Annotated in this window: 23 protein-coding genes; 9 read left to right on the plus strand and 14 right to left on the minus strand. The window is 67.8% G+C overall.

What is annotated here, in order from left to right; genetic code table 11:
- Positions 1-100 precede the first annotated feature (100 nt).
- The 6 genes from hpnK to EV668_RS08775 all read right to left on the minus strand — a co-directional run bounded on the left by hpnK (position 101) and on the right by EV668_RS08775 (position 6,977).
- A complete protein-coding gene (gene hpnK / locus EV668_RS08750; RefSeq protein ID WP_133769372.1) occupies positions 101-931 on the minus strand; it encodes a hopanoid biosynthesis-associated protein HpnK in 831 nt (276 codons plus the stop codon).
- A complete protein-coding gene (locus tag EV668_RS08755; protein WP_133769373.1) occupies positions 928-2,253 on the minus strand; it encodes an adenylate/guanylate cyclase domain-containing protein in 1,326 nt (441 codons plus the stop codon). The genes hpnK and EV668_RS08755 overlap by 4 nt, the downstream gene beginning before the upstream one ends.
- A gap of 85 nt (positions 2,254-2,338) precedes the next feature.
- Entirely contained in the window at positions 2,339-3,097 is a 759-nt protein-coding gene (locus EV668_RS08760; protein WP_133769374.1) for an SPFH domain-containing protein, read from the minus strand.
- Between the two features lie 276 nt (positions 3,098-3,373).
- Positions 3,374-4,798: a hopanoid biosynthesis associated radical SAM protein HpnJ gene (hpnJ, locus tag EV668_RS08765; protein ID WP_133769375.1), complete on the minus strand. Its 1,425-nt coding sequence runs from the start codon at positions 4,796-4,798 to the stop codon at positions 3,374-3,376.
- A complete protein-coding gene (hpnI, locus tag EV668_RS08770) occupies positions 4,798-5,958 on the minus strand; it encodes a bacteriohopanetetrol glucosamine biosynthesis glycosyltransferase HpnI (protein WP_166652390.1) in 1,161 nt (386 codons plus the stop codon). Before hpnI ends, hpnJ begins: the two co-directional genes overlap by 1 nt.
- Positions 5,955-6,977, minus strand: coding sequence for a lysylphosphatidylglycerol synthase domain-containing protein (locus EV668_RS08775; protein WP_133769377.1), 1,023 nt, complete (start codon positions 6,975-6,977; stop codon positions 5,955-5,957). The genes hpnI and EV668_RS08775 overlap by 4 nt, the downstream gene beginning before the upstream one ends.
- Before the next feature lie 148 nt (positions 6,978-7,125).
- Between EV668_RS08775 and EV668_RS08780 the strand changes: the two genes are divergently transcribed.
- Positions 7,126-8,475, plus strand: a complete 1,350-nt coding sequence (locus EV668_RS08780) for an MmgE/PrpD family protein (RefSeq protein ID WP_133769378.1) — start codon at positions 7,126-7,128, stop codon at positions 8,473-8,475.
- Positions 8,476-8,493: 18 nt separating this feature from the next.
- Here the strand turns inward: EV668_RS08780 and EV668_RS25280 are convergent, their stop codons facing one another.
- Complete coding sequence (locus tag EV668_RS25280; RefSeq protein ID WP_133769379.1) at positions 8,494-10,494, minus strand: calcium-binding protein; 2,001 nt, start codon at positions 10,492-10,494, stop codon at positions 8,494-8,496.
- 186 nt (positions 10,495-10,680) lie between these two features.
- On the opposite strand from EV668_RS25280, the gene EV668_RS08790 reads away from it, so the two are divergent.
- From EV668_RS08790 to EV668_RS08805, 4 genes are all read left to right on the plus strand, one after another.
- Positions 10,681-11,844, plus strand: coding sequence for an amidinotransferase (locus tag EV668_RS08790; RefSeq protein WP_245512953.1), 1,164 nt, complete (start codon positions 10,681-10,683; stop codon positions 11,842-11,844).
- Positions 11,845-12,078: 234 nt separating this feature from the next.
- The gene (locus tag EV668_RS08795) at positions 12,079-12,912 is read left to right on the plus strand and encodes a MipA/OmpV family protein (RefSeq protein WP_166652391.1); all 834 of its coding nucleotides are present in this window, start codon (positions 12,079-12,081) and stop codon (positions 12,910-12,912) included.
- Positions 12,913-12,919: 7 nt separating this feature from the next.
- On the plus strand, positions 12,920-13,345 hold the full coding sequence (gene aroQ / locus EV668_RS08800) for a type II 3-dehydroquinate dehydratase (protein ID WP_133769381.1): 426 nt from the start codon (positions 12,920-12,922) through the stop codon (positions 13,343-13,345).
- A 17-nt stretch (positions 13,346-13,362) separates the two neighbouring features.
- The gene (locus EV668_RS08805) at positions 13,363-13,977 is read left to right on the plus strand and encodes a glutathione S-transferase family protein (RefSeq protein WP_133769382.1); all 615 of its coding nucleotides are present in this window, start codon (positions 13,363-13,365) and stop codon (positions 13,975-13,977) included.
- Positions 13,978-13,988: 11 nt separating this feature from the next.
- On the opposite strand, the gene EV668_RS08810 is transcribed toward EV668_RS08805, so the two are convergent.
- Entirely contained in the window at positions 13,989-14,879 is an 891-nt protein-coding gene (locus tag EV668_RS08810; protein ID WP_133769383.1) for a dihydrodipicolinate synthase family protein, read from the minus strand.
- Between the two features lie 199 nt (positions 14,880-15,078).
- Between EV668_RS08810 and EV668_RS08815 the strand changes: the two genes are divergently transcribed.
- The 3 genes from EV668_RS08815 (at position 15,079) to EV668_RS08825 (ending at position 17,542) form a co-directional block, all read left to right on the plus strand.
- Complete coding sequence (locus EV668_RS08815) at positions 15,079-15,909, plus strand: aldo/keto reductase (RefSeq protein WP_133769384.1); 831 nt, start codon at positions 15,079-15,081, stop codon at positions 15,907-15,909.
- Positions 15,910-16,024: 115 nt separating this feature from the next.
- Positions 16,025-16,726 carry a ribonuclease activity regulator RraA gene (locus EV668_RS08820; protein ID WP_133769385.1) on the plus strand — a complete coding sequence of 234 codons (702 nt, stop codon included), beginning with the start codon at positions 16,025-16,027 and terminating at the stop codon, positions 16,724-16,726.
- Positions 16,727-16,741: 15 nt separating this feature from the next.
- On the plus strand, positions 16,742-17,542 hold the full coding sequence (locus tag EV668_RS08825; RefSeq protein WP_133769386.1) for a YdcF family protein: 801 nt from the start codon (positions 16,742-16,744) through the stop codon (positions 17,540-17,542).
- Positions 17,543-17,607: 65 nt separating this feature from the next.
- Here EV668_RS08825 and EV668_RS08830 read toward each other — a convergent pair whose 3' ends face one another.
- Positions 17,608-17,895: a DUF3253 domain-containing protein gene (locus EV668_RS08830; RefSeq protein WP_425359597.1), complete on the minus strand. Its 288-nt coding sequence runs from the start codon at positions 17,893-17,895 to the stop codon at positions 17,608-17,610.
- Entirely contained in the window at positions 17,895-18,602 is a 708-nt protein-coding gene (locus EV668_RS08835; RefSeq protein WP_166652392.1) for a DUF599 domain-containing protein, read from the minus strand. Before EV668_RS08835 ends, EV668_RS08830 begins: the two co-directional genes overlap by 1 nt.
- A 63-nt stretch (positions 18,603-18,665) precedes the next feature.
- Here EV668_RS08835 and EV668_RS08840 point away from each other — a divergent pair, with 63 nt between their 5' ends.
- Positions 18,666-19,079, plus strand: coding sequence for a rhodanese-like domain-containing protein (locus tag EV668_RS08840; RefSeq protein WP_133769387.1), 414 nt, complete (start codon positions 18,666-18,668; stop codon positions 19,077-19,079).
- Here EV668_RS08840 and EV668_RS08845 read toward each other — a convergent pair.
- From EV668_RS08845 to EV668_RS08860, 4 genes are all read right to left on the minus strand, one after another.
- The gene (locus tag EV668_RS08845; RefSeq protein WP_133769388.1) at positions 19,076-20,182 is read right to left on the minus strand and encodes an adenylate/guanylate cyclase domain-containing protein; all 1,107 of its coding nucleotides are present in this window, start codon (positions 20,180-20,182) and stop codon (positions 19,076-19,078) included. The two genes, EV668_RS08840 and EV668_RS08845, sit on opposite strands and share 4 nt — an antisense overlap.
- 143 nt (positions 20,183-20,325) lie before the next feature.
- Entirely contained in the window at positions 20,326-21,987 is a 1,662-nt protein-coding gene (locus EV668_RS08850; protein ID WP_133769389.1) for an SDR family oxidoreductase, read from the minus strand.
- A gap of 18 nt (positions 21,988-22,005) precedes the next feature.
- Positions 22,006-23,367, minus strand: coding sequence for a glutamate--tRNA ligase (locus EV668_RS08855; RefSeq protein ID WP_133770117.1), 1,362 nt, complete (start codon positions 23,365-23,367; stop codon positions 22,006-22,008).
- 323 nt (positions 23,368-23,690) lie between these two features.
- Positions 23,691-25,073 (minus strand): class II 3-deoxy-7-phosphoheptulonate synthase, encoded by a 1,383-nt coding sequence (locus tag EV668_RS08860; RefSeq protein ID WP_425359613.1) that lies wholly within the window; start codon positions 25,071-25,073, stop codon positions 23,691-23,693.
- Positions 25,074-25,269 lie beyond the last annotated feature (196 nt).

Raw genomic sequence — 25,269 nt, forward strand, 5'->3', positions numbered from 1 at the left:
TCCGCATTATGCACCGGATCGGCGGCAGCGTCGAGGATTGCCGAGACAGGGCAGGCATCTCGCCGGGGCCGGCGTGCGGTGGTGCACGCGGGCTCCGGGTCTAGCGCGCCCGGGAAGCGGCGGCGCGGCAATCCTCCGCGAGCAGCGCCGCGAGTTCCTCCGCATAGAGGTAGCCGGGAGCGGCACCATCGAACCCCGCAGCCGTCGCGGGATGGGTGTAGATCTCGGTGTCGCCCGGCGGCAGCGCCCGCAGCAGCCCGGACATCCGATTCGTCGTCATCGCACCCGACCAGGCGAGGCCGAAGACCTGATCGGCCGTGCTCAGCCCCGCGCGGCGCACGCGCCGCTTGAGAAGATGCGCGTAGGGCCCGGCGAGCCGCGCCTCGAGGCCGGGCGCAACCGGCTCGACCTCCCGCAGCGCGCGGACGGGTTCGACCGGCACCCGCAGCCTCGTCATGCCGTAGCGGGGCCCGATCTCGAGCAGCAGCCCCGCGATGGTCGGATGCAGATGGAAATGCTTGTGCGCATCGACGTGGTGCAACGGCAATCCGGTCGCCGCGAAGGCACGGAACTGGGCCTCGATCTCCGCCGCGACCTGCCGCCTCACGGCCGGCCGGAAGAAGATCGCCGCACCGTAGCGCGCGAGGTCCGTGCGCAGCCTGCCGTTCCGCCCGAGCAGGTCCGGGATCGCGTTCGCCGGCAGAACCGCCCTGCCCTCCACCAGCGTCAGGTGGAGGCCGACACCGAGACCGGGCAGTCGCCGTGCCCGCGCGACGGCGTCCGCTGCATGGGGCTCGGCGACCATGAGGCTCGCGGCCGTCAGGATGCCCTCGCGGTGCGCGCGCTCGACCGCCGCGTTCACCTCCGGCGCGAGGCCGAAATCGTCTGCGGTGACGGTCAGGCGGCGGAGCGCCGCCAGCGGTGGCGTCATGTGGCGGGCGCCCCGGCATCGACGGCCAGCGGAGCCAGGATCGCGATCGACCGACCGACGCCCCGAAGCGGCTCTGTCGAGACCTCGCGCCAATGCGCCCGATCCTCGCCCGCGGCATCGATCACGTCGCTGGATGCGAGGATGGACTCGCCGAAGGTCTTGGTCGCGCTTTCCAGCCGGGAGGCGACGTTGACCGGCTCGCCGAGAACGGTGAATTCCAGCCGGTCGTCGTCGCCGACGACGCCGCAGAACACCTCCCCGCAATGGACGCCGATCCCGACCCGCACCGGCGGATCGAAGCCGCGCTTGGCGTTCCAGCGCTCGACGAGGTCCGCGAGGGTCAGCGCGCAGGCGAGCGCCCTCGCCGCGTCGTCCTCGCCCGGACGCGGCACGCCGAACACGACGAAAGCCCCGTCGCCGACGAACTTGTCGATGATCCCCCCATGTTGCGCGGCGGCGCGCGCGACACGGCGCCGGAAAGCCGTGATGAACCGAGCCAGCGCCGCGGGATCCATCGCGCCGCTCAACGCGGTCGAGCCGCGGATATCGACGAAGAGCAGCGCCACCGGCATCCGCTGTCCGGCCCTGAGCTCCTCGAACGAACCCTCGGAGAGGACGGGCGCGAGTTCCTGAGGCAGGTAGCGGGTGAGATTGAGCCGCAGTGCCATCTGGTGGACGGCATGCCCCAGAAGGCGTTGCCCCTGATAGGCGGCGAGGACGAGGACGAGCCCGCTCGCGACCAGCATCGCCATCCGGACCTCGTTCGGATTCTGCCCGAGAGACGACAGAAGCGGGAGGACCGCCTGCACCCGGTCGTCCCCTTTGACGTAACCCGCGGCAAGAGAGATGGCCGGAATACCGACGAGATAAATTGCGGTCGCGACGATCTGCAGCCCCGGCCGAAGGTAGATCGCGTTCGCCGCGAGCGCGATCGGCACGACCCAAATCACCGGGAAGAGGAAGGTCATGTTTCCCGGTATGCCGGTCGTCAAATGATTGTAGGCGAGGTTGCCGAGGATGAGGGTCGCGTCGGTCACGACCGTGACATAAGGCAAGACGAGGGTGCCGATATCCTTGCGCGCCAGGACGTGAACCATCAGTCCGATCAGACTGAAGACGATGACGAAGATCTTCCCGGCCTCGACTTGACGCTGGACTGCGATCTCGTCGGGCTGAAGATCCGAGCCGGCCGCTGCAATGACGACATAGAGAAGGATGCCGAGCACCGCCCGCACGAGTCCGGCTCCCTGGAGCGCCCGTCGATGCGCCTCCCGGAACATCCCGTCGGAGCGTGCGCCTGTGTCGGGGAGAGGCGAAGCCATGATGTCTCTATCCTGCGGCAGCCTCGTGCGAGACCGCAATCGTCGGCGATGTTCGTGAAGCTGCGTGCGATCCGATCCGCGTGCTTCAGCGCACCTCGTCCTCACCGACGGACGTTGCCGCCAAGGCGTCCCGCCCCAACACCAGCGTGGCGCCCTTGCCGCCGGGAGTGGAGAGAGCCTGAAGGAGACGCAGGTTCATCAGCTCCGGATTTCCCTTCAGCATCCGGGCCGCATTCGCCAGCGAGCGCAGGGATGCCTGTTCGCCGCGCGCCCGCTCGAGCGCAGCCTGACCTTCGAGGCGCGCCCGCTCGACCTCCGCGTAGAGCCGGCGCAGTTCCGGCGGCAGCGTCACGGCGGTGACGACGACCTGCTTGACGGTGCAGCCGCAGATCGGCTGCCCGAGCCCGGCGAGGATGGTCGCACCGAGACTGGCGCGTTCGCCGAGGACCGATTCCACGCTGCGCCCGGCGGCCATCTGGACGACGGCATCCGACACGGCGAGGCGGAGCATGTCCTGGTAGCGGCCCTCATGCGCGATGCGCGCGTCCGCGACCTCGAAGACGATCGTCGCTGAGAGCCGATACGACAGGCGCTCCGCGCTCGTGACCTCGATCTGATGGATCGTCTCCGGGATCGGGAATCGCCGCAGCTTCACGACGAGACGTTCGCTGAAACCGAGCGTGTTGTAGCGGCCCGGCGGCAGCGCCTCGACGAAGCGTCCGTCGACGTAGAGCAGCCCGAGTTCCCAGGCATGGACCGTCATGCGGCCCTGCTTCTGCTGGCGCACCCGGAACGCGATCGCGAAGCCGACCGCGGCAAGGATGGCGAGAAAGACGATCTCCACGTCGCGTCCTCGTGATTGATCCCTCCGGCGCCGCAGGAGACCGGGCGGGAGCCCGAAGCTCGCATGGCCCGATCCCGGCTGCCCGAAGGCCGGCGCCGGAGGGGTGCAAAGGCTGTTACGGAACAGCTTGGAGAGACGACGCCCTATGCCCGCTGACCGCGCCCGCAAGGGGCGTCGCGCGATCGGCCGCGCCTCGGTCGCATCTGTAGCACGGCCGAAAGGCGGACTGTCGAGATGAGACCGACGTCCCGCCCGCCGCCGCGCTATCGCGAGGCCTCAGGCAGCCTGACGGCGCTCCTTGAGAAAGCGGAAGAACTCGACGCCCTCGCGCAGGCGCCGCTTCATCATGTCGGGCTGCGTGACCATCTCGCCGACGATCGAGGCGATCTTCGGGATGCGGAAATAGAACTTCCGGTAAAAATCCTCGACCGAGTTGAAGATCTCGGTGTGGCTGAGGTGGTCGTAATGCAGCGGCGCGATCTGGATGCCGTTGTCGTTGATCAGCTCTGCGTTCCTCGCGTCGAGCCAGCCGTTCTCCAGCGCCTGCTTGTAGAGGAAGGTGCCGGGATAGGGTGCGGCGAGCGAGACCTGGATCGTGTGCGGGTTGATCCGCGTCGCGAACTTGATCGTCTCGGCGATCGTCTCCTTGGTCTCGCCGGGCAGGCCGAGGATGAAGGTGCCGTGGATGATGATGCCGAGTTCGTGGCAATCCTTCGTGAACTTCTCGGCGACCTCGACCCGCATGCCCTTCTTGATGTTGTGCAGGATCTGCTGGTTGCCGCTCTCGTAGCCGACGAGGAGGAGACGCAGGCCGTTGTCCTTGAGCACCTTCAGCGTCTCGCGCGGAACGTTCGCCTTCGCGTTGCAGGACCAGGTGACGCCGAGCTTGCCGAGTTCCTTCGCGATCGCCTCCGCACGCGGCAGGTCGTCCGTGAAGGTGTCGTCGTCGAACATCAGCTCCTTCATCTGCGGGAAGGCCTTGAGGATGTACTTCACCTCCTCGATGACGTGCCCGACCGAGCGCGTGCGGTAGCGGTGGCCGCCCACCGTCTGCGGCCAGAGGCAGAAGGTGCAACGGCTCTTGCAGCCCCGTCCCGTATAGAGGGAGATATAGGGGTGCTTCAGGTAGCCGATGAAGTAGTTCTCCATCACGAGGTCGCGCTTGTAGACCGGCGTCACGAAGGGCAGCGCGTCCATGTCGTGCATGATCGCGCGATCCTCGTTGTGCACGATCACGCCCTGGCCGTTGCGAAACGAGAGGCCGGGGATCGAGGCCCAGTCCTTGCCGTCGGCGACGTCCTTGATCGTGAAGTCGAATTCGTTGCGGGCCACGAAATCGACGACCGGCGCGTCCTTGAGGCTCTCGTCCGACTGGACGGCCACCTTCGCCCCGATCAGCCCGACCTTGAGGTTCGGGTTCGCCGCCTTCATGGCCTCGATCACCTTCACGTCGCTGCCGAAGGACGGCGTCGAGGTGTGGAGCACGGCGAGGTCGTAATCCTTCGCCTGCCCGACCACGTCCGAGACGCCCGTCCGGTGCGGAGGCGCGTCGATCAGCTTCGAGTTCTCGACCAGGGCAGCCGGCTGTGCGAGCCAGGTCGGATACCAGAAGGACTGGATTTCGCGCCGCGCCTGGTAGCGCGACCCGGCACCGCCGTCGAACCCCTCGAAGGAGGGTGCCTGGAGAAACAGCGTCCGCATCATCCTGCGTCCGACCTCGTGTTGGGCGTCACGCCCCTGGGAAGCAACGCACCTTTGCGCGTCACGTCGAATTGTCGGCCACGCCACTGCACCGAGCGGCCGAGGAAGCTCGCAGCATAGACGAAGAACGAGAGCAGGTCTCGCACCGGAATCAGCCAATAGGGATGCGGCGGCAGCCGGAAGGCGCGTTCGACCGCGATGCAGAGGGCGAGACGCGCCAGCAGCGCGGCTGCGACGAAAGCACCCGCAACAGGACCCGGCGCCAGGGCGAAGGCCGCGAGCGCAAAGGCCAGCGGATGCGTCAGGAGCGCGCCGACATGGCCCGCCGGCTCGATCTGGCGGATCGTCCGTGACCAGCGCAGTTCCTGAGCGAGGAGTGCGGCAGCGCTGTCCTGCACGCAAATGTGACCGAGCGAGAACGGCGTCGTCGCGATCGCCAAGCCCTGCCCACGGATCCGACGGCCGAGCTCGTGGTCGTCGGCGAGGGAATCCGCGATGGCTTGAAAGCCGCCGATCGCCTCCAGCGTCTCCCGCCGCAGAGCGATGGTCGAGCCGAGGCAAGGATGTCCTATCCCGAGGCCCACGCTCACGGTGACGCCCGGAAGGAAATGCGTATCGATGCCGAGGGCGACGAAACGCGCCGGCAGCGGCGGGAGCGCGATCCCATGATAGGGGCAGGTGACCGCCCCGACGCCCGGCTCGGCGAGGCACGCGACGACGCCCCGCAGATAATCCCGGCGGACCCGCATGTCGCTATCGGCCAGGACGACGACCTCGTGGCGCGCCCGCTCGGCGAGGTTCGCGAGGTTCGAGACCTTCCGGTTCTCGCCCCAGCTTCGCTCGTCGACGACGAGCGCGAGGTCGCGATCCGGATAGGCCTCGATCAGCCGGCGGACGATGGCGACGGCCGAATCCCCGGGCCGCTGCACCCCGAACAGGATCTGGACCGGACCCGGATAATCCTGCTCGACGAAGGAGGAGAGGTTTTCGAACAGGCGCGGCTCCGCGCCGTGAAGCGGCTTCAGGATCGAGACCGCTGGCCAGGTCGCGGGCTCGGGCGGCCGTCGCGCCGCGAGCCGGAACACCATCGCGCAGGCAAGCACGAGGTAGAGGATCCCGGCGCCGGCAAGGGCCAACACGACGATGGCTGCGGCGTTCATTGGCGGGGCTCTGTGACGGCGTCGTCGGGTTCGGAGCGGCGGAAAACCCTCCGTCCCTCCAGAAGCTGCCATGCGATCAGCGCCGGGAGCCCGAGTGCCAGTTCCGCAACGCGCTTGAGAATTGACAGCGCCAGAGCGGGGCCGGGTGGAATGCCGAAAAGAGCGCAGAGCGCGACGAGGCCGCCCTCCTGAACCCCGAGACCGCCAGGCACCGCGAAGGCTGCCCCCCTGACGGCCTGGCCGAGACTTTCGATCACCAGAGCCTCGGCGAACGACACCGGGTAACCCATGAAATGCAGCGCGACCTGAACCTCGAAGGTGCCGGCGATCCAGACGAGCATGTGGACGAGGGTGGAGCGCGCGACGCGGCCCGGGGCGGCATAGATCGCGGCGAGGCTGCTCCAGAGCCGTTCGACGAGTTCGGTGGCAGTGCCTTTCACGCCGAGGCGGGCCAGGAGGGCGTTCAGAAGCCGCGAGCCGATCCGGGCCTGGGCGACGAAGAAGGCGGCGATCAGCAGCACGGCGACGGCAGCGCCCATCGCGGCATAGCGGACGAGCGGGCCGTCGCCATGGAGCCACATCAGGACGCCGATCCCGAGGATGGCGAAAGCGGCCGACGTCGCGGCCTGGATCGCGACGTCGGCGATGGTCGTCGCTCCGGCAACCGACAGGTTCACCCGCCAGAAGGTCGCCAGCCGCGCTCCCACGACGTCGCCCCCGACCATCGCGACGGGCAGCAACGTGTTGACGCCCTCGCGGACGAAACGCAGCCCAATGGCGACCCAGACAGGCAGCCGATGTTCCGGCGGAAAGAGCAGGTGCCAGGAGAGGCCGCAGCCGGATATCACGACCGCTCGGATCAGCACGACGAACAGCGTCGCCCAGCCGGCGGCCGCAACTGCGCTTCCGACGTCGCCAAGACCCGAATAGGCCACGAGGCCGCCGAAGAGCGCGATTCCCGCGATGGCGGCGAAGACCACGAACCCCTTCATCCCGTCCGACGGATCCTGCGACTTCAACGCTCAAGCTTCATCGCGTCCGTAACGCAGTTCGCTCAAGATTGCGCGGTCAAAGTCTGTCCGAGGTGTTCCAGGGCACCCCTCCTTGGAACCGACCGCCGAGGCTTGTATGACACGCTGACAATCGGATGTTTGCGTCGGAGAATCGATGTCCTTGGCTCTGGAACTCGCGCGTTTCGTGACCGATTCTCCGGCCATTCCCGGTCTCGCTCTCGACCGTGCGAAGGCCAGCCTCGCGAGCACGGTCGCGAGCGCCGCGATGGGACAGCGCATTCCGTCTGCGGCCATCATTAGGAAGCTCGCGCTCGTCGACGGCGGCCAGCCGGCCGCGGCCCTGTGGTTCGACGGCGCGCGCCTGCCCCTGGCGGCAGCGGCCCGGGTCAATGCCGTCGCGAGCGATGCCGCGGCCTCGGACGACAGCGACCTGCGCAGCATCGCCCATATCGGCACCATCATCTCGACGACCGCGATCGCGGTCGGCGAGATGCGAGGCGCAAGCGGCGCCGAGATGCTGCGGGCCATGGTGCTCGGCTACGAGATCGCCGGGCGCATCGACGAAGCGCTGACGCCGGGGCGGATGCAGCGCGGCTTCCACGGCTCGGTCTCCACGATCTTCGGGGCGGCCGTCACCGCCGGATGCCTCCTCCGCCTCGACGCGGCCCGGATGGCTCAGGCGATTGCGCTTGCGGCCACGTCGGCGGCCGGCATGGCGATCGCGGCCGATACGAGCACGGCGCGCGAGTACCACGCCGGCCTCGCCGCGTCCGGCGGCATCCAGGCCGCGCTCGCGGCCGAAGCCGGGTTCAAGGGCGAGACCGACGTGCTCGACAAGCCGCGCGGCTTCCTCGACGCCATGAACGGCCAGGCCGCCGAGGACATCACGCGCGGTCTCGGCGAGGACTGGGACATCGTCACCGACATGGCGATCAAGCTGATGCCGGGCGCGCATCCGTTCCACGCGACGGCCGAGGCCGCGGAGGAGGCGGGACGCCTGGCGCAGGCGAAGCCGGAGGAGATCGAGAGCATCCTCATCTCGTCCTCGGTGCAATGGACGAAGTTCAAGGGCGCCCCGCACCCCCGCAACCTCGTCGATGCGGCCCATTCGCTCTATTATTTCGTCGCCGCCTCGATCGTCGACGGCCGTTTCTCCTGGCAGCATATGGGCGAGGCCAAGATGGCCGATCCCGTCATCGCGGCTGTGCAGGAGAAGGTCGTCTTCGATCCGAACCCTGCCCCCCTCCCCGACCGCTTCCCCCACCGCCACGGCGGCACGGTGACGATCCGCACGACGGACGGCCGTTCCTTCACCAGCACCTGCAAGGCGCCGCGCGGCTCCGGCCCGCGCGGAGTCGACTGGGCCGACATCGATGCGAAGTACCGCGCGCTCGTGCCGCTTTCCGGCCTGTCTGCCGAGCGCCTCGACAACAGCCTCGCCCTGATCGCGCGGTTCGAGACCGAAGCGGCGCCGAAGCTGACAGAGCTGCTGGTGGTCGGCTGAAGCCGCTGATGGCCGCGTTCAGATGACGCTGTCCCAGCCGGCCCAAGCGAGCGTGCTGGGGATGAACATGGCGGGCTCCACCAATGGAATTGCGTCTGCAGCCGCAAGATCGGCGGGCGCGCCGGGCATCTTGAACAGCCCGTCGGAGAACCAGAGCTGCTCGATATTGGCGAGCCGGTCGGTCCCTTCCGGGCTGCGATTGCGCAGATCCGTCAGCACGAACTCCCCGTTCACGACCGACAGATCGTAATCCGACCGCTTGCCGGAGTAGCGCGCCGTGTCGAACCCCGTACCGCCATTGAGGATGTCGTTGCCCTGCCCGCCGTTCAGGTAATCGTCCCCGGCGCCGGCCGAGAGCGTGTCGTTGCCCGCCCGACCCAGCAGATGATCGTTGCCCGCACCGGTCTGAACACTGTCCGAGCCTGACCCGGCATCGACGATCATCCTGGCGCCGCCAGAGTAAGCGTTCGCATAGATCGAATCGTCCTGAGCAGACCCGTCGATTCGAGCATTGGCCTTGAACTCGCTGTAAATATAGACCCCAGCCCCCATTAGCCCTCTGGCGTCGATTGTCTTCACAACCGACCCATCGCTCCCGACAGGCACGATGAGCCCGGCGAGACCGTTGTCGACCACGCTCAACGTCGACCCGTAGACGTTGATATCGACACGGTCATAGCGAGACGTCGAAGCCGCAGAACCCGAAATCGACAACGTCCCCTGGACCAGAGCAGCCGAGATGTTCGTCGGCGCCTCCGGCATCTTGAACAGCCCATCGGAGAACCAGAGCTGTTCGATATTGGCGAGCCGGTCGGTTCCCTCCGGGCTGCGATTGCGCAGATCCGTCAGCACGAACTCCCCGTTCACGACCGACAGATCGTAATCCGACCGCTTGCCGGAATAGCGCGCCGTGTCGAACCCCGTACCGCCATTGAGGATGTCGTTGCCCTGCCCGCCCTGCAGGTAGTCGTCCCCGGCGCCGGCGATGAGGGTGTCGTTGCCGGCCCGGCCGAGCAAGTGATCGTTGCCCGCACCGGTCTCGACGCGATCCGAGCCCGCTCCGGCATCGACGATCATCCTGACAGCCCGAGACGAAAACGCGTTCGCATAGATCGCGTCGTCCTGCGACGATCCGTAGATTCGGGCACCGACGTAGAGGTCGCTATAAATATAGACGCCTGCCCCGGTCAGCCCTCTGGCGTCGATCGTCGTCACAACCGACCCATCGCTCCCGACAGGCACGATGAGCCCGGCGAGACCGTTGTCGACCACGCTCAGCGTCGAGCTATAGACGTTGATATCGACAGTGTCGTAGCGAGACGTCGACGCCGCAGAACCCGAAATCGACAACGTCCCCTGGACCAGAGCAGCCGAGATGTTCGTCGGCGCCTCCGGCATCTTGAACAGCCCGTCGGAGAACCAGAGCTGCTCGATATTGGCGAGCCGGTCGGTCCCTTCCGGGCTGCGATTGCGCAGGTCCGTCAGCACGAACTCCCCGTTCACGACCGACAGATCGTAATCCGACCGCTTGCCGGAGTAGCGCGCCGTGTCGAACCCCGTGCCGCCATTGAGGATGTCGTTGCCCTGCCCGCCCTGCAGGTAGTCGTCGCCGGCGCCGGCGATGAGGGTGTCGTTGCCGGCCCGGCCGAGCAAGTGATCGTTGCCCGCACCGGTCTCGACGCGATCCGAGCCCGCTCCGGCGTCGACGATCATCCTGACAGCCCGAGACGAAAACGCGTTCGCATAGATCGCGTCGTCCTGCGACGATCCGTAGATTCGGGCACCGACGTAGAGGTCGCTATAAATATAGGCTCCAGCCCCCGTTAGCCCTCTGGCGTCGATCGTCGTCACAACCGACCCATCGCTCCCAACAGGCACGATGAGCCCGGCGAGACCGTTATCGACGACGCTCAGCGTCGAGCTATAGACGTTGATATCGACACGGTCGTAGCGAGACGTCGACGCCGCAGAACCCGAAACCGACAGCGTCCCGCGGACCAAGCTTGCCTTGAGCGCCATGGTCTCCCCACGAATTTATCGCGGACACGCTAGCGCCCGCAGATGCTACCACAAGGCGAAATCCGAGCGCTTAAGTTGATCGCGCGGCATCGTTGCGACTCGGTCACAGGGCCGAACGGTTGAGGTGAGTCCGCTGCGACGGTAGGGACAGGGACGGATGCTGCCGTCGCGACAGACCAGAAGGCCATGCTGATCCAGTCGGACCACCTCGCTCAGGACACCGCCACCCGATCGGAGCCGGACGAGCCACAGGCCGGACGATCGTCCGTGCCCGTCGTCAATTCCTGGAACGAGTGGGATCCGCTGGAGGAGGTCATCGTCGGCCGACTCGAGGGGGCGACGATCCCCTCGGACCACGTCACCGTCACCTTCAACCTCCCTCCCCTCGCCGCGAAGCTCTATCGGTTCGTCGGCGGCTATCGCTATCCGGGCTGGATGAAGAAGCTGGCGCAGAAGGAGCTCGACGGCTTCATCGCCATCCTCGAAGGCGAAGGCGTCAAGGTGCGCCGTCCGGACATCGTCGATTTCAAGCGCAAGTTCAGAACACCGGCCTGGTCCTCGCGCGGCTTCTGCACGGCCTGCCCGCGCGACGGCTATCTCGTCGTCGGCGACGAGATCATCGAAAGTCCGATGTGCTGGCGCACGCGCTATTTCGAGGGCGACGCCTATCGCTCGCTGTTCAAGGAATACTTCCTCGCCGGCGCGCGTTGGACCTCGGCGCCGCGGCCGCAGCTCCTCGACGACCTCTATCACCACGACTACCGCATCCCTGCCGAGATCCCCAAGGCGGGCGAGCCGATGCGCTACACGATCAACGAATGGGAGCCGGTCTTCGACGCGGCCGATTTCGTGCGCTGCGGGCGCGATCTCTTCGTGACGATCTCGAACGTCACGAACCGCTTCGGCGTCGAGTGGCTGAGGCGGCATCTGGGTGAAGGGTTCCGGATCCATGAGATCCCGAGCCTGTGCAAGCAGCCGATGCACATCGATTCGACCTTCATGCCGCTCGCACCCGGCAAGGTGCTCGTGAATCCCGACTATTGCGACGTCGAGAACCTCCCGGCCGCCCTGAAGCATTGGGACGTGCTGGTCGCCCCGCGGCCCGATCCGCAGGAGGGCATCATGGCGAAGATTTCGATGTGCTCGCCCTGGACCTCGATCAACGTGCTGTCGATCTCGCCGACGAAGGTGGTCGTCGACGCCTCGCAGCCGACCCTGATCAAGGCTCTGAAGGATTGGGGCTTCGATCCGATTCCGTGCCCGTTCCTCGCCTATGGCCCGTTCGGCGGCGCCTTCCACTGCGCGACCCTCGACACGCGGCGGCGGGGCACGCTCGAAAGCTATTGCTGATCGCGCGCGAGGGTCTTCCCGGCCCGCGGATCATCGTCTGACACCGGACAGATCGGGCGCCGCCCTCGGCGTCGACACCGTCCGTTCGGCGAAGACCTGATGTCCGGAGAGCACAACTCCGCGCCGAATGCATGTGGAGGCCCCGTCGGCGCTGTGACGGCGCGCTCGATCACGCTAACTGTTTCCTCATCAGATTGGCGCGATGTCGACGCGACGTTGCGTAAGGAGAAGCGGGTGACGACGCGCAAGATCGGATTGGCGCTGGGATTGACGGCGCTCGGCGCGACTTCGGCGCTGGCCCAGCAGGACTTCACGTCGAGGTTCGCTCCCGTTTCGGACGCCAAGAGCAGCGACTATATCGTCACGCTCAACGCCAACGGCGTCGTCCAGCCGAGCTTTCCGGGCTCGGACCGCTCCTCCGTCAGTTTCTTTCCGTCGCTCAGCTACCGGAAGGTGGGCGAGCCGGTCCGCTTCTCGGCTCCGGACGACGGCATCTCCATCTCGATCATCGACAACCCGACCTTCCGCATCGGGCCTGTCTTCCGCTTCCAGTCCGGCCGCTATTATACCGACGACAAGCTTCTCTACGGCCTGCGCAAGAAGAATTACGACGTCGAATCGGGCGTGTTCATCGAATACTGGCCGATCTCGTTCATCCGGGCGCGGGCGGAATTGCGGCACGGCTTCCGTAGCGATTCGGGCCTCGTTGGTCATGTCGGCGTCGATTACGTGCAGCCCGTCGGACAGTTCGCCTTCTCGGTCGGACCGCGCCTCTATTTCGGCGACAAGCGCTACGCCGACCGCTGGTACGGGATCCGCCCCGACGAGGCTGCGCTGAACGGCTTCGTGACCCCCTACAGCCCGGGCGGCGGCGTGAACGCGGTCGGCGCCATGGGTGCGGTGACCTACAAGTGGGACGATTCCTGGTCGACGACCGGCTATGTCAGCTACAAGCACCTCGTCGGCGACGTCGCGAAAAGCCCGATCGTGACCAAGATCGGCTCGAAGGATCAGTTCACCTTCGGCGCTCGCGTGTCCTATTCCTTCGCGTTCACCCCGTGGTGGTGAGCGCACCTTGCGCAAGATCGTCGTCCTCAACGGGCCTAACCTGAACCTTCTCGGCACACGCGAGCCGGGCATCTACGGGACGACGACCCTCGCCGATATCGAGACTCGCCTTCGCGAGCGGCTCGGACTTCGGGCCGAACTGGACTTCCGTCAGTCGAACCACGAAGGCGAACTCGTCGGCTGGATCCAGGAAGCCGGCCGGGAGGGCGCGGGCATCATTCTGAACGCGGCAGCGTATACCCACACCTCGGTCGCCCTGCGGGATGCGATCTCGGGGTCGGGCGCGGCGGTGATCGAGGTGCACCTCTCCAACGTCCACGCCCGGGAACCTTTCCGGCACAAATCTTTGATCGCGCCTGTCGTCCGCGGCGTGATTGCCGGGTTCGGCCCCCTCTCCTATGACCTTGCGCTGGAGGCGCTCCTCGCCTCCTAACAAAAGGCAGGAAGCGCATGATCACGCTCTGGGGGCGAGACAGCTCCATCAATGTCCAGAAGGTGATGTGGTGTCTGGACGAGCTCGGCCTCGCCCATGAGCGCAAGGATGCCGGCGGCGCCTTCGGCTATCCCGCCGATTACGCCGCGATGAACCCGAACCCGCTGGTGCCGACGCTCGAAGAGGACGGCTTCACGCTGTGGGAATCGAACGTCATCGTCCGCTATCTGTGCGCGAAACACGCGGCGGGTACGCTGTATCCGGAGGATCTGCGCGTCCGTGCCGATGCCGAGCGCTGGATGGATTGGCAGACGACGAACGCGACGGCCGCGATGCGGGACGTGTTCTGGAACCTCGTCCGTCTGAAGCCCGAGGAGCGCGACGCAGCCGCCACCGCGAAGTCGACGGAAGCCAGCGAATCGAAGGCGCGTATCCTCGACGCTCATCTCGCGACGCGCCCCTACATGGCCGGGGACACCTTCACCATGGCCGACATCCCGATCGGCCTGCACCTGAACCGCTGGTACCTCCTCCCGATCGAGCGGCCCGACCTGCCCCATGCCCGCGCCTATTGCGAGCGGGTTCGGGCGAGGCCCGGAGCGAAGACCGTCATGGCCCTGCCGCTCACCTGAGCGCCGGGGCGTCAGAGGGCGCCGACCTTCTCGAGCGCGGCGCGCACCTCGCGGCGCCCGGCCTCGTCGAGCGGCTCCTGCGGGGCGAGCGGCGCGCCGACCGGGAAGCCCTGGAGTTCGAGCGCGCCCTTGATGCAGGCGGCGAGGCCGTATTTCGCGAAGACCTGATTGATCGCCCAGAGCGGGCGCTGCTTCTCCATAGCGGCACCCCAGTCGCCCCGGCGGCACAGATCGTAGAGCTCGACGCTTTGGCGCGCGACGATGCAGGCGGGGCCGGCCATCCAGCCGACGCCGCCGATCAGCATCACGCAGGCCGGGATATGGGCCGAGGCGGCGAAAACCTTCATCCGCCCCTCGGTCGCGTTCATGATCGAGAGGAGGCGGCCGGTATTGGTCGATGCATCCTTGATGTAGCCGATCGTCGGCGAGGAGGCGGCGAGGCGCTTCAGCACCGGGATCGAGATGTCCGAGCGCTGGAAATTCGGGTTGGTGTAGAGACAGACCGGCAACGGCGTCGCCGCGCCGATGGCCTCGAAATACGCCGCGACACCGTCGTCCGAGACGGGGAAATAGGCCTCGAGGATAGCGAGGATGCCGTCCGCCCCGAGTTCCTGCGCTTCCCGCGCCATCGAGGCCGCCTCCCGCGTCGTCGTCGCCGCGATTCCTGCGATCACCGGAACCCGCCCGCGCGCCGCCTCGACCACCGTCGCGATGATCTCCGCCTTCTGCGACCGGTCGAGATAGGCGAATTCGCCCGTCGAGCCGAGCGGCGTCAGCCCGTGCACGCCCTCGCCGATCAGATGCTCCACGAGCCGCGCCAGGACGTCCCGCATCACCCGTCCGTCCGGGCCGATCGGCGAGACGAGATACGGCATCACGCCGTGAAGCTGGGGTGCGGGCATGCTCTGGTTTCCTCCTGTCGGCAGGGACTATCGCACAGGCCTTCGAGCGTTCGCAGGGGAGCCTGCGCTCCGACCCTGCCCTGGAGGATGAGCGCCGGCCGCGGCGCGCGAATGCCACCGCCGTGCCCGGCAAAGGGGTTTCCAGTTGACCTTGCTCGAGGCCGGGCCTCTCATGCCGGCTCTTGTTCCGGAGCCCACGATGCCGAAAGCCCATCTCGTCCAAGCCAACGGCGCCACGATCCCGGCCATCGGGCTCGGCACCTTCAAGCTGGAGGGCGAGGCCTGCGCACAGGCTGTCAGCACCGCGATCGAGGCCGGCTACCGGCATGTCGACACGGCCAAGATGTATGGGAACGAGGCGGCGGTCGGCGAGGGATTGCGGGCCTCCGGCGTGCCGCGCGACGAGATCTTCGTCACGACCAAGGTCTGGTGGGAGGACATCGCCCCGGGCGACCTCGAACGCTCCGCCGAGGCCAGTCTCGGGCGGCTCGGCCTTGATGCCGTCGACCTCCTGCTGATCCACTGGCCGAACCCGGCGATCTCGCTCGCCGGCTCCATCGAGGCCCTGTGCAGGGCGAAGACGAAGGGTCTCGCGCGCCATATCGGCATCTCGAACTTCCCGACCGCCCTGATCCGGGAGGCTCTCGACCTCGCGACCGAGCCGCTCGTCGCCAACCAGGTCGAGTATCATCCCTGGCTCGACCAGTCGGCCGTCCTCGCCGCCTGCCGGGAGGGCGGTCTCGCTCTCACCTCGTATTGCCCGCTCGGCCGCGGCGAACTCGTGAACGATCCGGCCGTCATCCGGATCGCCGAGGCCCACGGCAAGACGCCGGGCCAGATCATCCTGCGCTGGCAGGTCCAACAGCCGGGCGTCGTCGCGATCCCGAAATCGGGCACGCCGCGCAACATCCTCGCCAATCTCGACGTGTTCGACTTCGCGCTCGGCGAGGACGAGATGAAGACGCTCTCCGCGCTCGCCCGGCCGAACGGCCGCATGGTCAAGCCGGACTTCGCCCCCGCCTGGGATTGATTCCGACGCATCCGCGAACCCCGCGGCGGGACGGCGCGTATTCCGCTTGCGCGCGCCTCTCGCTCACGCGAAGAGCAGGCGAACAGACCTCTTCTGCGCTCCCCGGAGAACCACCATGCTCGACAAGGCCATCGCCGATGCTCTCCGTGCGACATCGACCGGCACGATCACCACGATCCTCCTGAAGAAGGGCGTCCGCCGCACCTGGATGCGCGGGCCGAAGCCGACCTTCCATGCCTCCGAACGGATCGTGGGCCAGGCCTTCCCGCTTCGCTTCGTGCCGGCGCGCGAAGACCTCGCGACGCCCGAATCCTGGTCCTCGCCGAAATCCACCCGCGCGGCGATCGAGGCCATGCCGGAGGGCGCGGTCGCGATCGCCGATGCGATGGGCGTCTCCGATGCCGGCATCTTCGGCGACATCCTCTGCGCGCGGATGAAGAAGAAGGGCGTGGCCGCGCTCGTCACGGACGGCGTCATGCGCGACGGCGCGGGCTGCGATGCGACGGGGCTGCCGATCTGGTGCGCGGGCGTCGCGGCGCCTGCCTCCGTCTCGAGCCTGACCTTCGTCGGCTGGGGCGAGCCGATCGGCTGCGGCGGCATCGCGGTCTTTCGCGACGACGTCATCGTGATGGACGGCGACGGCGCCGTCGTGATCCCGCAGAAGCTCGTCGAGGAGGTCGCCAAGCTCGGCCCCGAGCAGGAGCTCCTCGAGATGTGGATCATGAAGGAGGTCGAGCGCGGCGTGCCCCTGCCGGGCCTCTACCCGCCGAACGACGAGGCGAAGGCCCGCTACGAGGCCGATCGCCGGAAGGCCTGATCGCCGGACGGGTCGGTGTTCGCCCTCTCCAAGGTCGGCTGGTTCCTCGCGACACCGTCGAACCTCTTCGTGATCCTCGGCCTCATCGGCGCCCTCGCGGCCTTCCTGCCGCGCGGGCGGCTCTCGCGCTGGGGCCGCCGGGTCGCCGCGGGGATGCTCGTCCTCCTGGCGATCCTAGGGATCGCTCCCGTCGGCACATGGCTGCTGATGCCCCTCGAGGAGCGGTTCCCGGCCTATGCCGACGACGGCACGCCGCTCGCGGGCGCCATCATCCTCGGCGGCGGAGTGCTCCCGAACATCTCGCTCGCGAGGGGGCAACTGACGCTCGGCGATGCCGGGGAACGCGTCGTCGCGCTGAGCGACCTCGCACGGCGGCGGCCGGACCTGCGCCTGGTCTTCACGGGCGGCAGCGGCGCTCTCCTCGGCGCCGATGCGCCGGAGGCCGTCGCCCTGTCGAAGTTCGGCGCGACGCTCGGGCTGGAGGCTGGCCGCGTCGCCTACGAGCAGCAATCCCGAACCACCTACGAGAACGCCCGCGATACGCGCTCCCTCCTCGCCCCCGACGCCGACAAACGCTGGCTCCTCGTCACCTCGGCCTGGCACATGCCGCGCTCGATCGGGACGTTCCGCGCGGCGGGGATCGATGTCGTGCCGTATCCGGTGGATTACCGGACGGGGGACGGCGACCGCTGGTGGCGGCCCGAGCCGTCGGTGTCCTCGGGCCTCGACCGCGTCGACATCGCGGTGCGGGAATATCTCGGGCTTCTCTACTACCGGCTCCTCGGCCGCAGCAGCGCGCTGTTCCCCGCTCCCTGACCTGCCCCCGCCGCTCTCCCAGCCCCGACCTCATCGGGGTGAGCGCAGAGTAAGGCGGCCCAAAACTACTCCCCTGCCTCCGCCGGCCCGATCCGATACACGCCCCGGAAATCGTCGGGATCGACCACCTTCCCCTTTCGGCGGATGGCGACGCGTCCCTCCTTCGTCAGTCTGACCGCCGTGCGGCGGACCAGCGGCATGACGCGGCCCCAGGCGTCGGGCTCCTTGCCGGCGAGCGCCCGGGCCGCCTCGGAGGGGCAGATCGTCTTGCCCGCGCCGCGCTCGGCCACGAGGTCGAGGATCGTGCGTTCGAGATCGTCCTCGCTCGGCATCCGCCGCGTCCTGTCCGTCATCACGGTTTCTCCGGCCAGGGGCCGCGCTGGAGCGCACCGAGCGCGTCCGAGGCGAACTGGCGATGCCACATCACGTAGAGCACGAACGCGGTCGAAGCGATCAGCACATACGCGCTCACGAACCAGCCGAGATACGCGAGCGCGAAGAAAAAGGCTCTCTGCCCTCGGTTGAAATGCCGGCCGGCGACGGTGTTCATGGACGCCGCACGCCACGCGGCGAGTTCGATGGTCTCGTCCGAGTCTGCGCCCTTCTCAGGAACGGCCCCGATCAGGATCGCGGCATAGTTGAACAGGCGATAGGACCAGGCGAACTTGAAGAAGGCGTAGACGAAGATCACCGTCAGCCCGATCACCTTCATCTCCCAGGCGCCGCGCGACGTCGGCACGCCGAGCGGCAGGTGCCCGAACAGCGTGATCACCTCGTCCGAAAAGCGCAGCAGCGTGAGCGAGCCGCCGATCGCGATGAGGGAAGTCGAGGCGAAGAAGGCCGTGCCGTTCTGCAGCGACGCGTTGATGTTCGCATCGATGATGCGGTTGTCCCGTCCGGCGAGCACGCGCTTCCACTGGTAGCGATGCCGGTTCATCAGCCGGTTCAGGCTGACGGCGCCGACCTTGGTCCGCTCCACGGCGACGTAATACGTCACCCACGCTCCGACGAAGGAAACGAGACCAACATAATCGATGAGCGAGAACCCGTTCAAACCCATGGATGCCCGTTGACCTCCGCGGCCGCCGGCCGCCTTATCGCGGCTCGAAGGAGAGAACGCCACATGCCCCAGACGATCAAGCGCGGCTACAAGGCCATGGTCGACGACGCCAATGCCCGCATCGAGACCATCCCCGCCGAAGAGGCCGTCAAGCTCGTCGGCCGCGACGACGTCGTCCTCGTCGATATCCGCGATCCGCGCGAGCTGGAACGCGACGGCAAGGTGCCCGGCGCCTTCCACTGCACCCGCGGCATGCTCGAATTCTGGATCGACCCCGCGAGCCCCTACCACAAGCCGATCTTCACCGAGGACAAGAAGTTCGTGTTCTTCTGCGCCGGCGGGATGCGCTCCGCGCTCGCGGCGGGAACGGCCGACGAGATGGGACTGACACCGGTCGCTCACATCGAGGGCGGGTTCGGTGCCTGGAAGAAGGCGGGCGGCCCCGTCGAGGCGTGGACGCCGAAGGCGAAGGGCTAGCCCGACCGAGCGGCGCGGCCGAGGACGGTCACTTTGCGATCGGCCTCGACCTCGCGCACGAGGCGCGTATCGCCGATCACCGTCAGCTTCGGCCTCTCCGAAAGCGCATGCACCTCCATCGCACCGCTGCGTCCCCGCAGACGGTGTCGGCCGAGGGCCTCGGCTTCGATCCCGTCAGGAAGAACGGGGATCCGGGCGAGGACAGCCTCCGAGATCAAGACCGACCGCTCCGTTTCGCGGCACAGGCCTTCCAGCCTGGCCGTCGCATTCATGACGTCGCCAAAATAGGCGATCTTGTGCCGGTCGACGCCGACCTCGGCCGTCACGACGCTCCCGCCATGCAGCGCGGCACGCATCTCAGGCAGCATTCCGAAGCGGGCGATCCACCGGTCGCGATCCTCGCCGAGAGCCCGGCGGATCGCGAAGACGCAGGCGACGCAGCGTCCCTTTTCGATGCCGCGCACGAGCGGCCAGGAGATGATGACCTGATCGCCCACATAATCGTCGACCTGGCCTCGGTACCGGCGAACCGGCTCGGCGATCGTCGCGAAGACGGCCTTGAGCAGCTCCTGTGCGGCAAGATCCCCGTGCTTCTCGGCATAGGCCGTCGATCCGACGAGATCGAGAAACAGGAAGACGCGCTCCTCACTGACCGGACGATGATAGCGCCCGAGCAGGAGATGAGCGAAGGTCTGGCTGCCGATGAGGTCGCGCACGCGCAGCACCGATACGATGATCGCCGTGACCGCCATCGCGAAGAGGACGGGTGGAAGTTGCGGCGTGATGGCTTCGAGGAACGTCTTCTCCTTGATCCCGATCGCCCACATCACCGCACCGATCGCCGCCATGCCCGCGACGACGACCAGGAGCATGCTGACCTCCGCTGCCGCGAAATAGGCAAGGGTCGGGAGACGGCGGAGACGCCGGCTGTAGCCGGCGAGGAAGACCCCGCGCTCATACGCGATCGCGAGGACGCCGATGCACGTGCCGTAGACGACGCCGTGAACCGTCGGCCCGTCCGTGAACAGCACGCCGTACAGCGTGCCGAAGGCCGCGCTGGTCGCGGCCATGGTGATCCAGAAGGTCGCGCTGCCGCTCGTCATCGTTGCCGTCCGTTCGAGACCTGGACGAACGGACTGCGCAATCACGACGGTAGCGTGTCCATCGAGAAGCCATCGGCTCCGTCCGTGTCGCGCTGTGCGCCCGGGCACCCCATCCCCACGCGCGTCGCTGACGATCGCCCGGATCAGCCTCGCGCCGCGGCTGCCGTCTCAGCGTCTCCTGTCGGAACGAGCCAGCCCCGATAATGCACGACGAGCCCGATCAGCGGCAGCGCGATCGGGACGTCGAAATGGAAGCGGCCGTCCCGTTCGACCTCGCTCGCCTCGCTCCGGGGCGCCAGCGCAGGGGGAAGAGGGATCCCGAAGAGGCTCCACCCCCGCATCACCATCCGCAGGCCGCTCTCGTCGGTCGGCAGATCGAAGGCGAAGCGGAACGGCCCGAACCGCTCGGTCAGACGCCCGTCCCGCTCGGACAGATGGCTACGGAAGAGGCGGCCGGAAAAGTCGCGGGTCCACGTCTCGACGCCGTCGTTCTCCTCGAAATGGACGTGGATTTGATGCTCGCCCTCGGCCGGGAAACGCATCAGCGCAGCGACGAGCCGCGCGAGCGGGTTCGACCCGCGCTTCACCTCCGCACGTCCCGTCGCGCCGGCATCGCCGACGACCTCATGCATCCGCCGGACGGATGCGGGGAGCCGCGCGAAGGCCTCGCCCAGGACGCGCGCGTAGACGGGCGGTGGCAGGGGCGTCTCCTCGACGCCGTGACGGATGGCGAGCGTGGCGAAATCGGCCTCGAATTCCGCAAGATCGAGGCTCTCGCCGGCATCGCGGGCACCCGGCGGGATGCCGCCGGCGGCGATCCTGTCGGCCAGGATGGCCGCCGCGAGGGTCGGGATCTCCGGCCCGTCGCCCTTCTGCGCGACAAGCGTCCAGCGCCGCAGCACGGGCCGGCCCGAGGTCGAGCCGATGAGGGCAACCGTCATGCCGGAGCGGTCGCTTCCAAGCCTCCGCATCAGCTTTTGGAGCGCCAGCAGCCAGGGCGCGAGCGGCCGCAGCGACGCCAGCCATCCCCAGCGCACGGGCCAGCTCGCCAGCCATAGCCCGACCGTCTGAAGCGCGATCTCGGTACCTGCCCGGAACATCGTCGCAGGCGCTCCCGGCACTCGTTCGGGCAGCAGAGCGAGGTCGGGAACATCCGCGAGCGCGACCCAGCGGGGACCGAGATCGGGCCCGCCCCGGAGCCGGATCCGCTCGCGCCGCAGATCCTGCCAGCCGAAGGCGCGCGCCCAGCGGCCGCCCCGCCACACACGAACCGGACGACCGGCATAAGCCAGGATCGCGCTCGCGACGGAGGTGCCGGCGGTCGCGCGGTTCGAGGCGCTGATCGCGATCTCGACGCGCGTCACGCGCTCCATCCCGTCGGCGAGCCTTCGCACGACAGCGCCAGACAAGGCCGGCACGCTGGAAGCGCCCGAAATCACCGGCACGCCCGCCTCGCGAGCCTCGGCATCCAGCGCGCCGATGCCGAGGACAAAATCCTTTCCATCCGCGAGGTCGAGATACGGAATCCGCGCCGACAGGCAGGCGAGCGGCACGCCGTAGCCGCTGCCCTGGAACGGGCCGGCGGCGTCGATGACGAGGTCGGCCTGCGTCTCCGCGAGGATCGGGCCGAGATCGCCGTTTCGATCCGCGACGACCGGCTCGGTCCCCGGCACGGACGCGCAGAAGGCCTCGGCCGCCGCACGTCTCCGGCCCGCGACGAGCACCGTATGACCGCGTGCCGCGAGGCGGCGCGACAGCCGCGCCCCGAAGCCGCCATAGCCGCCGAGGACGAGGATGCGGCTCATGTCACGCGGAAAGCTGCCTCAAGCCGTCTCGCCGGCGAGCCGGGCACGGCTGCGGTCCGGCCCGATCAGCGGCAGGAGGGAGGCGAGATCCGGCCCGTGATCGAGCCCCGTCAAGGCGAGGCGCAAAGGCAGGAAGAGTGCCTTGCCCTTCCGGCCGGTGGCGTCCTTCACCGCGGCGGTCCAGGCCTTCCAGGTCTCGTCCCCCCAAGGGGCCGGCGGCAGGAGATCGGCGGACTGCCGCGCGAAGGCTGCGTCCTCGATGGCGGGCGCGACGGGGCCCGAGACCACACGCCACCACAGCGCGGCATCCGCGAAGCGGGCGAGGTTCCCCCGCACGGCAAGCCAGAACTCCTCGCCGCCGCCGATGCCGAGAGCGGCAAGACCAGGCGCGGCGGATGCGAAGGGCATCGCGTGCAGGAGGCCGGCATTCAACCGATCCAGTTCGCCCTCGTCGAATTTCGCTGGCGCACGGGAAATGGCACCGAGATCGGCGAGCCCGGCGAGTTCGTCCATCGTCTCGACGGGCCGCACCGCCTCGGCCGAGCCGACGAGCACGGCGAGCGAGGCGACGGCCATGGGCTCGAGCCCGCTCTCGCGGAGGCTGCGCAGGGACAGCGAGCCCGTCCGTTTGGACAGCCCCTCCCCGCTCGCGGCCGTCAGGAGATTATGATGCGCGAAAGCCGGGACCGGCGCGCCGAGCGCCTCGAAGAGCTGGATCTGAACCGCGGTGTTGGTGACATGATCCTCGCCGCGGATCACATGGGTGATGCCGAGCGCGGCATCGTCCGCTACGGACGGCAGCGTATAGAGATAGCTGCCATCCTCGCGGATCAGGACCGGATCGGAGAGCGAGGAGGCATCGACGCGGCTGTCGCCTCGCACGAGATCGCGCCACGTCATCTCGCGCGCCTCGAGCTTGAAGCGCCAATGCGGCCGCCGGCCCTCCGCTTCGATCTTGCGGCGGTCGTCATCCGTCAGGGCGAGCGCCGCGCGGTCGTAGATCGGCGGCAGACCCCGGGCGAGTTGGACGCGCCGACGGCGCTCCAGCTCTTCCGCCGTCTCGTAACAGGGATAGAGGCGCCCGCCCGCCTTCAGACGCTCGGCCGTCTCGGCATAGAGGGGCAGCCTTTCCGACTGCCGCACGACGAGATCGGGCTCGATCCCGAGCCAGGCGAGATCCTCCTCGGTCGCATCGGCGAATTCGCGGCGGGAGCGCTCGGGATCGGTGTCGTCGAATCGGAGGACGAAACGCCCGCCGCCCCGGCGTGCGAACAGCGCGTTCAGCAGCGCCGTCCGCGCATTTCCGATGTGGATGAGGCCGGTCGGGGACGGCGCGAAGCGCAGCACGGGCGGAACGGCGGGAAGCTCGGCGGATGTCATGGCCAACGCCCTACCCTCTTCCCGGTCCGATGTCGCCCGGCGCGCTCGGGCCGGGCCTGCCCGTCGGATCGACACCGACCGTTCCACGATCCGTTCGCCAACCGCCAAAAACCATGGAACCGGTCAAGCTTGTCGAAGTTGGTGATGCATATTCGCGACGGAGGAACAAGACGATGATGAAGGGTGGCCTTCTGTGGCTGGTCGGAATTCCAATCCCGATCATCCTGATCCTGTTTTTCATGGGCTACCTGAGCTGATCGTCAGGATGCCTGATGGCAAAGGGGCGGCTCCGGCCGCCCCTTTTCGTGTTCACTACATGAGGATTATTCAGCTGCTTCCGGCAGCTTCACCCCGCGCCGATCGCGTTCGCGCTTGATCAACTCGGCCGTCATGAAGGCGATCTCGAGCGCCTGATCGGCGTTGAGGCGTGGGTCGCAATAGGTATGGTAGCGGTCCTGAAGGTCCGCATCCGTCACGGCCCGGGCGCCACCCGTGCATTCGGTGACATCCTTGCCGGTCATTTCGAGGTGCAGCCCGCCGGCATGCGTTCCCTCCGCCTGATGGATGGCGAAGAAGCTGCGGATCTCCTGCACGACGAGTTCGAACGGCCGGGTCTTGAAGCTGCCGGCCTTCACGGTGTTGCCGTGCATCGGATCGCACGACCACACCACGGGCCTCCCCTCGCGCTCGATGGCGCGGATGAGGCCCGGAAGATGGTCGCCGACCTTTCCTGCGCCGAAACGGCAAATGAGCGTGAGCCGGCCCGGCTTCCGGTCCGGATCGAGGAGGTCGGCGAGACGGAGCAGGCCGTCGGGCGTCAGCGAAGGCCCGCATTTGATGCCGATCGGATTGCGGATGCCGCGCAGATACTCGACATGCGCATGGTCCGGCTGCCGGGTGCGGTCGCCGATCCAGAGCATGTGGCCGGAGGTGGCGTACCAATCGCCGCTCGTCGAATCGACACGGGTGAAGGCCTGCTCGTAGCCCAGCAGCAGGGCTTCGTGGCTCGTGTAGAAATCCGTCGTCCGCATCTCGGGATGCGTCTCGGGATCGATGCCGATCGCACGCATGAAGGCGAGCGTCTGCGTGATCCGATCGGCGAGTTCGGCGTAGCGCGAGGATTGCGCCGGGTCCCGCACGAAGCCGAGCATCCAGCGATGGACGTTGTCGAGATTGGCGTAGCCGCCGGTCGCGAAGGCACGCAGCAGGTTCAGCGTCGCGGCCGATTGCCGGTAGGCCTCGAGCTGGCGGCGCGCATCGGGCTCACGCGCAGCGCCCTCGAAGCCGATGTCGTTGACGATGTCGCCGCGATAGCTCGGCAAGGTGGCATCGCCCACCGTCTCGGTATCCGAGGAGCGAGGCTTCGCGAACTGGCCGGCGATCCGCCCGACCTTCACGACGGGGGACGAGCCGGCGAAGGTCAGCACCACCGCCATCTGGAGGAACACGCGGAAGAAGTCGCGGATGTTGTCGGCCGAATGCTCGGCGAAGCTTTCGGCGCAATCGCCGCCCTGAAGCAGGAACGCATCGCCGGCCGCCACCTTCGCGAGCGCCGCCTTGAGCTTCCGCGCCTCGCCTGCAAAGACGAGCGGAGGGAACCCGGCAAGCTGGCCCTCGACGGCGGCGAGCCCTTCTGCATCGCGATAGACCGGCATCTGCTGGATGGGCTTCTCCCTCCAGCTCTTCGGCGACCAGACCTGCTCCACCATCATCCCGACCCCGTCATCCACCGGCCGACGAGCCGGCGGGAAGGCCGGGCTTATAGCGTTCGCGCGCGGGGATGGCGAGGCAGGCAGGACGGCGGTTTTGGCCTGGCCTGCGAGTCGGTCCTCGCCCTCGGACTCAGCGCGCGCAAGCGGCGACGCCGTCGCCCCGCATGATGTAGGGTCGCGGCCAAGAACG

It is taken from the genome of Enterovirga rhinocerotis, assembly GCF_004363955.1.
Classification (GTDB): Bacteria; Pseudomonadota; Alphaproteobacteria; order Rhizobiales; family Beijerinckiaceae; genus Enterovirga; species Enterovirga rhinocerotis.

What these genes read in the sequence shown, in the direction of transcription:
- EV668_RS08855 (WP_133770117.1), bottom strand. Translation starts at nt 23,367, where the DNA reads ATGACATCCGCCGAGCTTCCCGCCGTTCCGCCCGTGCTGCGCTTCGCG.
- hpnI (WP_166652390.1), bottom strand. Translation starts at nt 5,958, where the DNA reads ATGAACGCCGCAGCCATCGTCGTGTTGGCCCTTGCCGGCGCCGGGATC.
- EV668_RS08810 (WP_133769383.1), bottom strand. Translation starts at nt 14,879, where the DNA reads ATGCCCGCACCCCAGCTTCACGGCGTGATGCCGTATCTCGTCTCGCCG.
- EV668_RS08840 (WP_133769387.1), top strand. Translation starts at nt 18,666, where the DNA reads ATGCCCCAGACGATCAAGCGCGGCTACAAGGCCATGGTCGACGACGCC.
- EV668_RS08850 (WP_133769389.1), bottom strand. Translation starts at nt 21,987, where the DNA reads ATGAGCCGCATCCTCGTCCTCGGCGGCTATGGCGGCTTCGGGGCGCGG.
- EV668_RS08805 (WP_133769382.1), top strand. Translation starts at nt 13,363, where the DNA reads ATGATCACGCTCTGGGGGCGAGACAGCTCCATCAATGTCCAGAAGGTG.
- EV668_RS08820 (WP_133769385.1), top strand. Translation starts at nt 16,025, where the DNA reads ATGCTCGACAAGGCCATCGCCGATGCTCTCCGTGCGACATCGACCGGC.
- EV668_RS25280 (WP_133769379.1), bottom strand. Translation starts at nt 10,494, where the DNA reads ATGGCGCTCAAGGCAAGCTTGGTCCGCGGGACGCTGTCGGTTTCGGGT.
- hpnJ (WP_133769375.1), bottom strand. Translation starts at nt 4,798, where the DNA reads ATGCGGACGCTGTTTCTCCAGGCACCCTCCTTCGAGGGGTTCGACGGC.
- EV668_RS08780 (WP_133769378.1), top strand. Translation starts at nt 7,126, where the DNA reads ATGTCCTTGGCTCTGGAACTCGCGCGTTTCGTGACCGATTCTCCGGCC.
- EV668_RS08845 (WP_133769388.1), bottom strand. Translation starts at nt 20,182, where the DNA reads ATGACGAGCGGCAGCGCGACCTTCTGGATCACCATGGCCGCGACCAGC.
- EV668_RS08815 (WP_133769384.1), top strand. Translation starts at nt 15,079, where the DNA reads ATGCCGAAAGCCCATCTCGTCCAAGCCAACGGCGCCACGATCCCGGCC.
- EV668_RS08755 (WP_133769373.1), bottom strand. Translation starts at nt 2,253, where the DNA reads ATGGCTTCGCCTCTCCCCGACACAGGCGCACGCTCCGACGGGATGTTC.
- hpnK (WP_133769372.1), bottom strand. Translation starts at nt 931, where the DNA reads ATGACGCCACCGCTGGCGGCGCTCCGCCGCCTGACCGTCACCGCAGAC.
- EV668_RS08790 (WP_245512953.1), top strand. Translation starts at nt 10,681, where the DNA reads ATGCTGATCCAGTCGGACCACCTCGCTCAGGACACCGCCACCCGATCG.
- EV668_RS08835 (WP_166652392.1), bottom strand. Translation starts at nt 18,602, where the DNA reads ATGGGTTTGAACGGGTTCTCGCTCATCGATTATGTTGGTCTCGTTTCC.
- EV668_RS08830 (WP_425359597.1), bottom strand. Translation starts at nt 17,895, where the DNA reads ATGACGGACAGGACGCGGCGGATGCCGAGCGAGGACGATCTCGAACGC.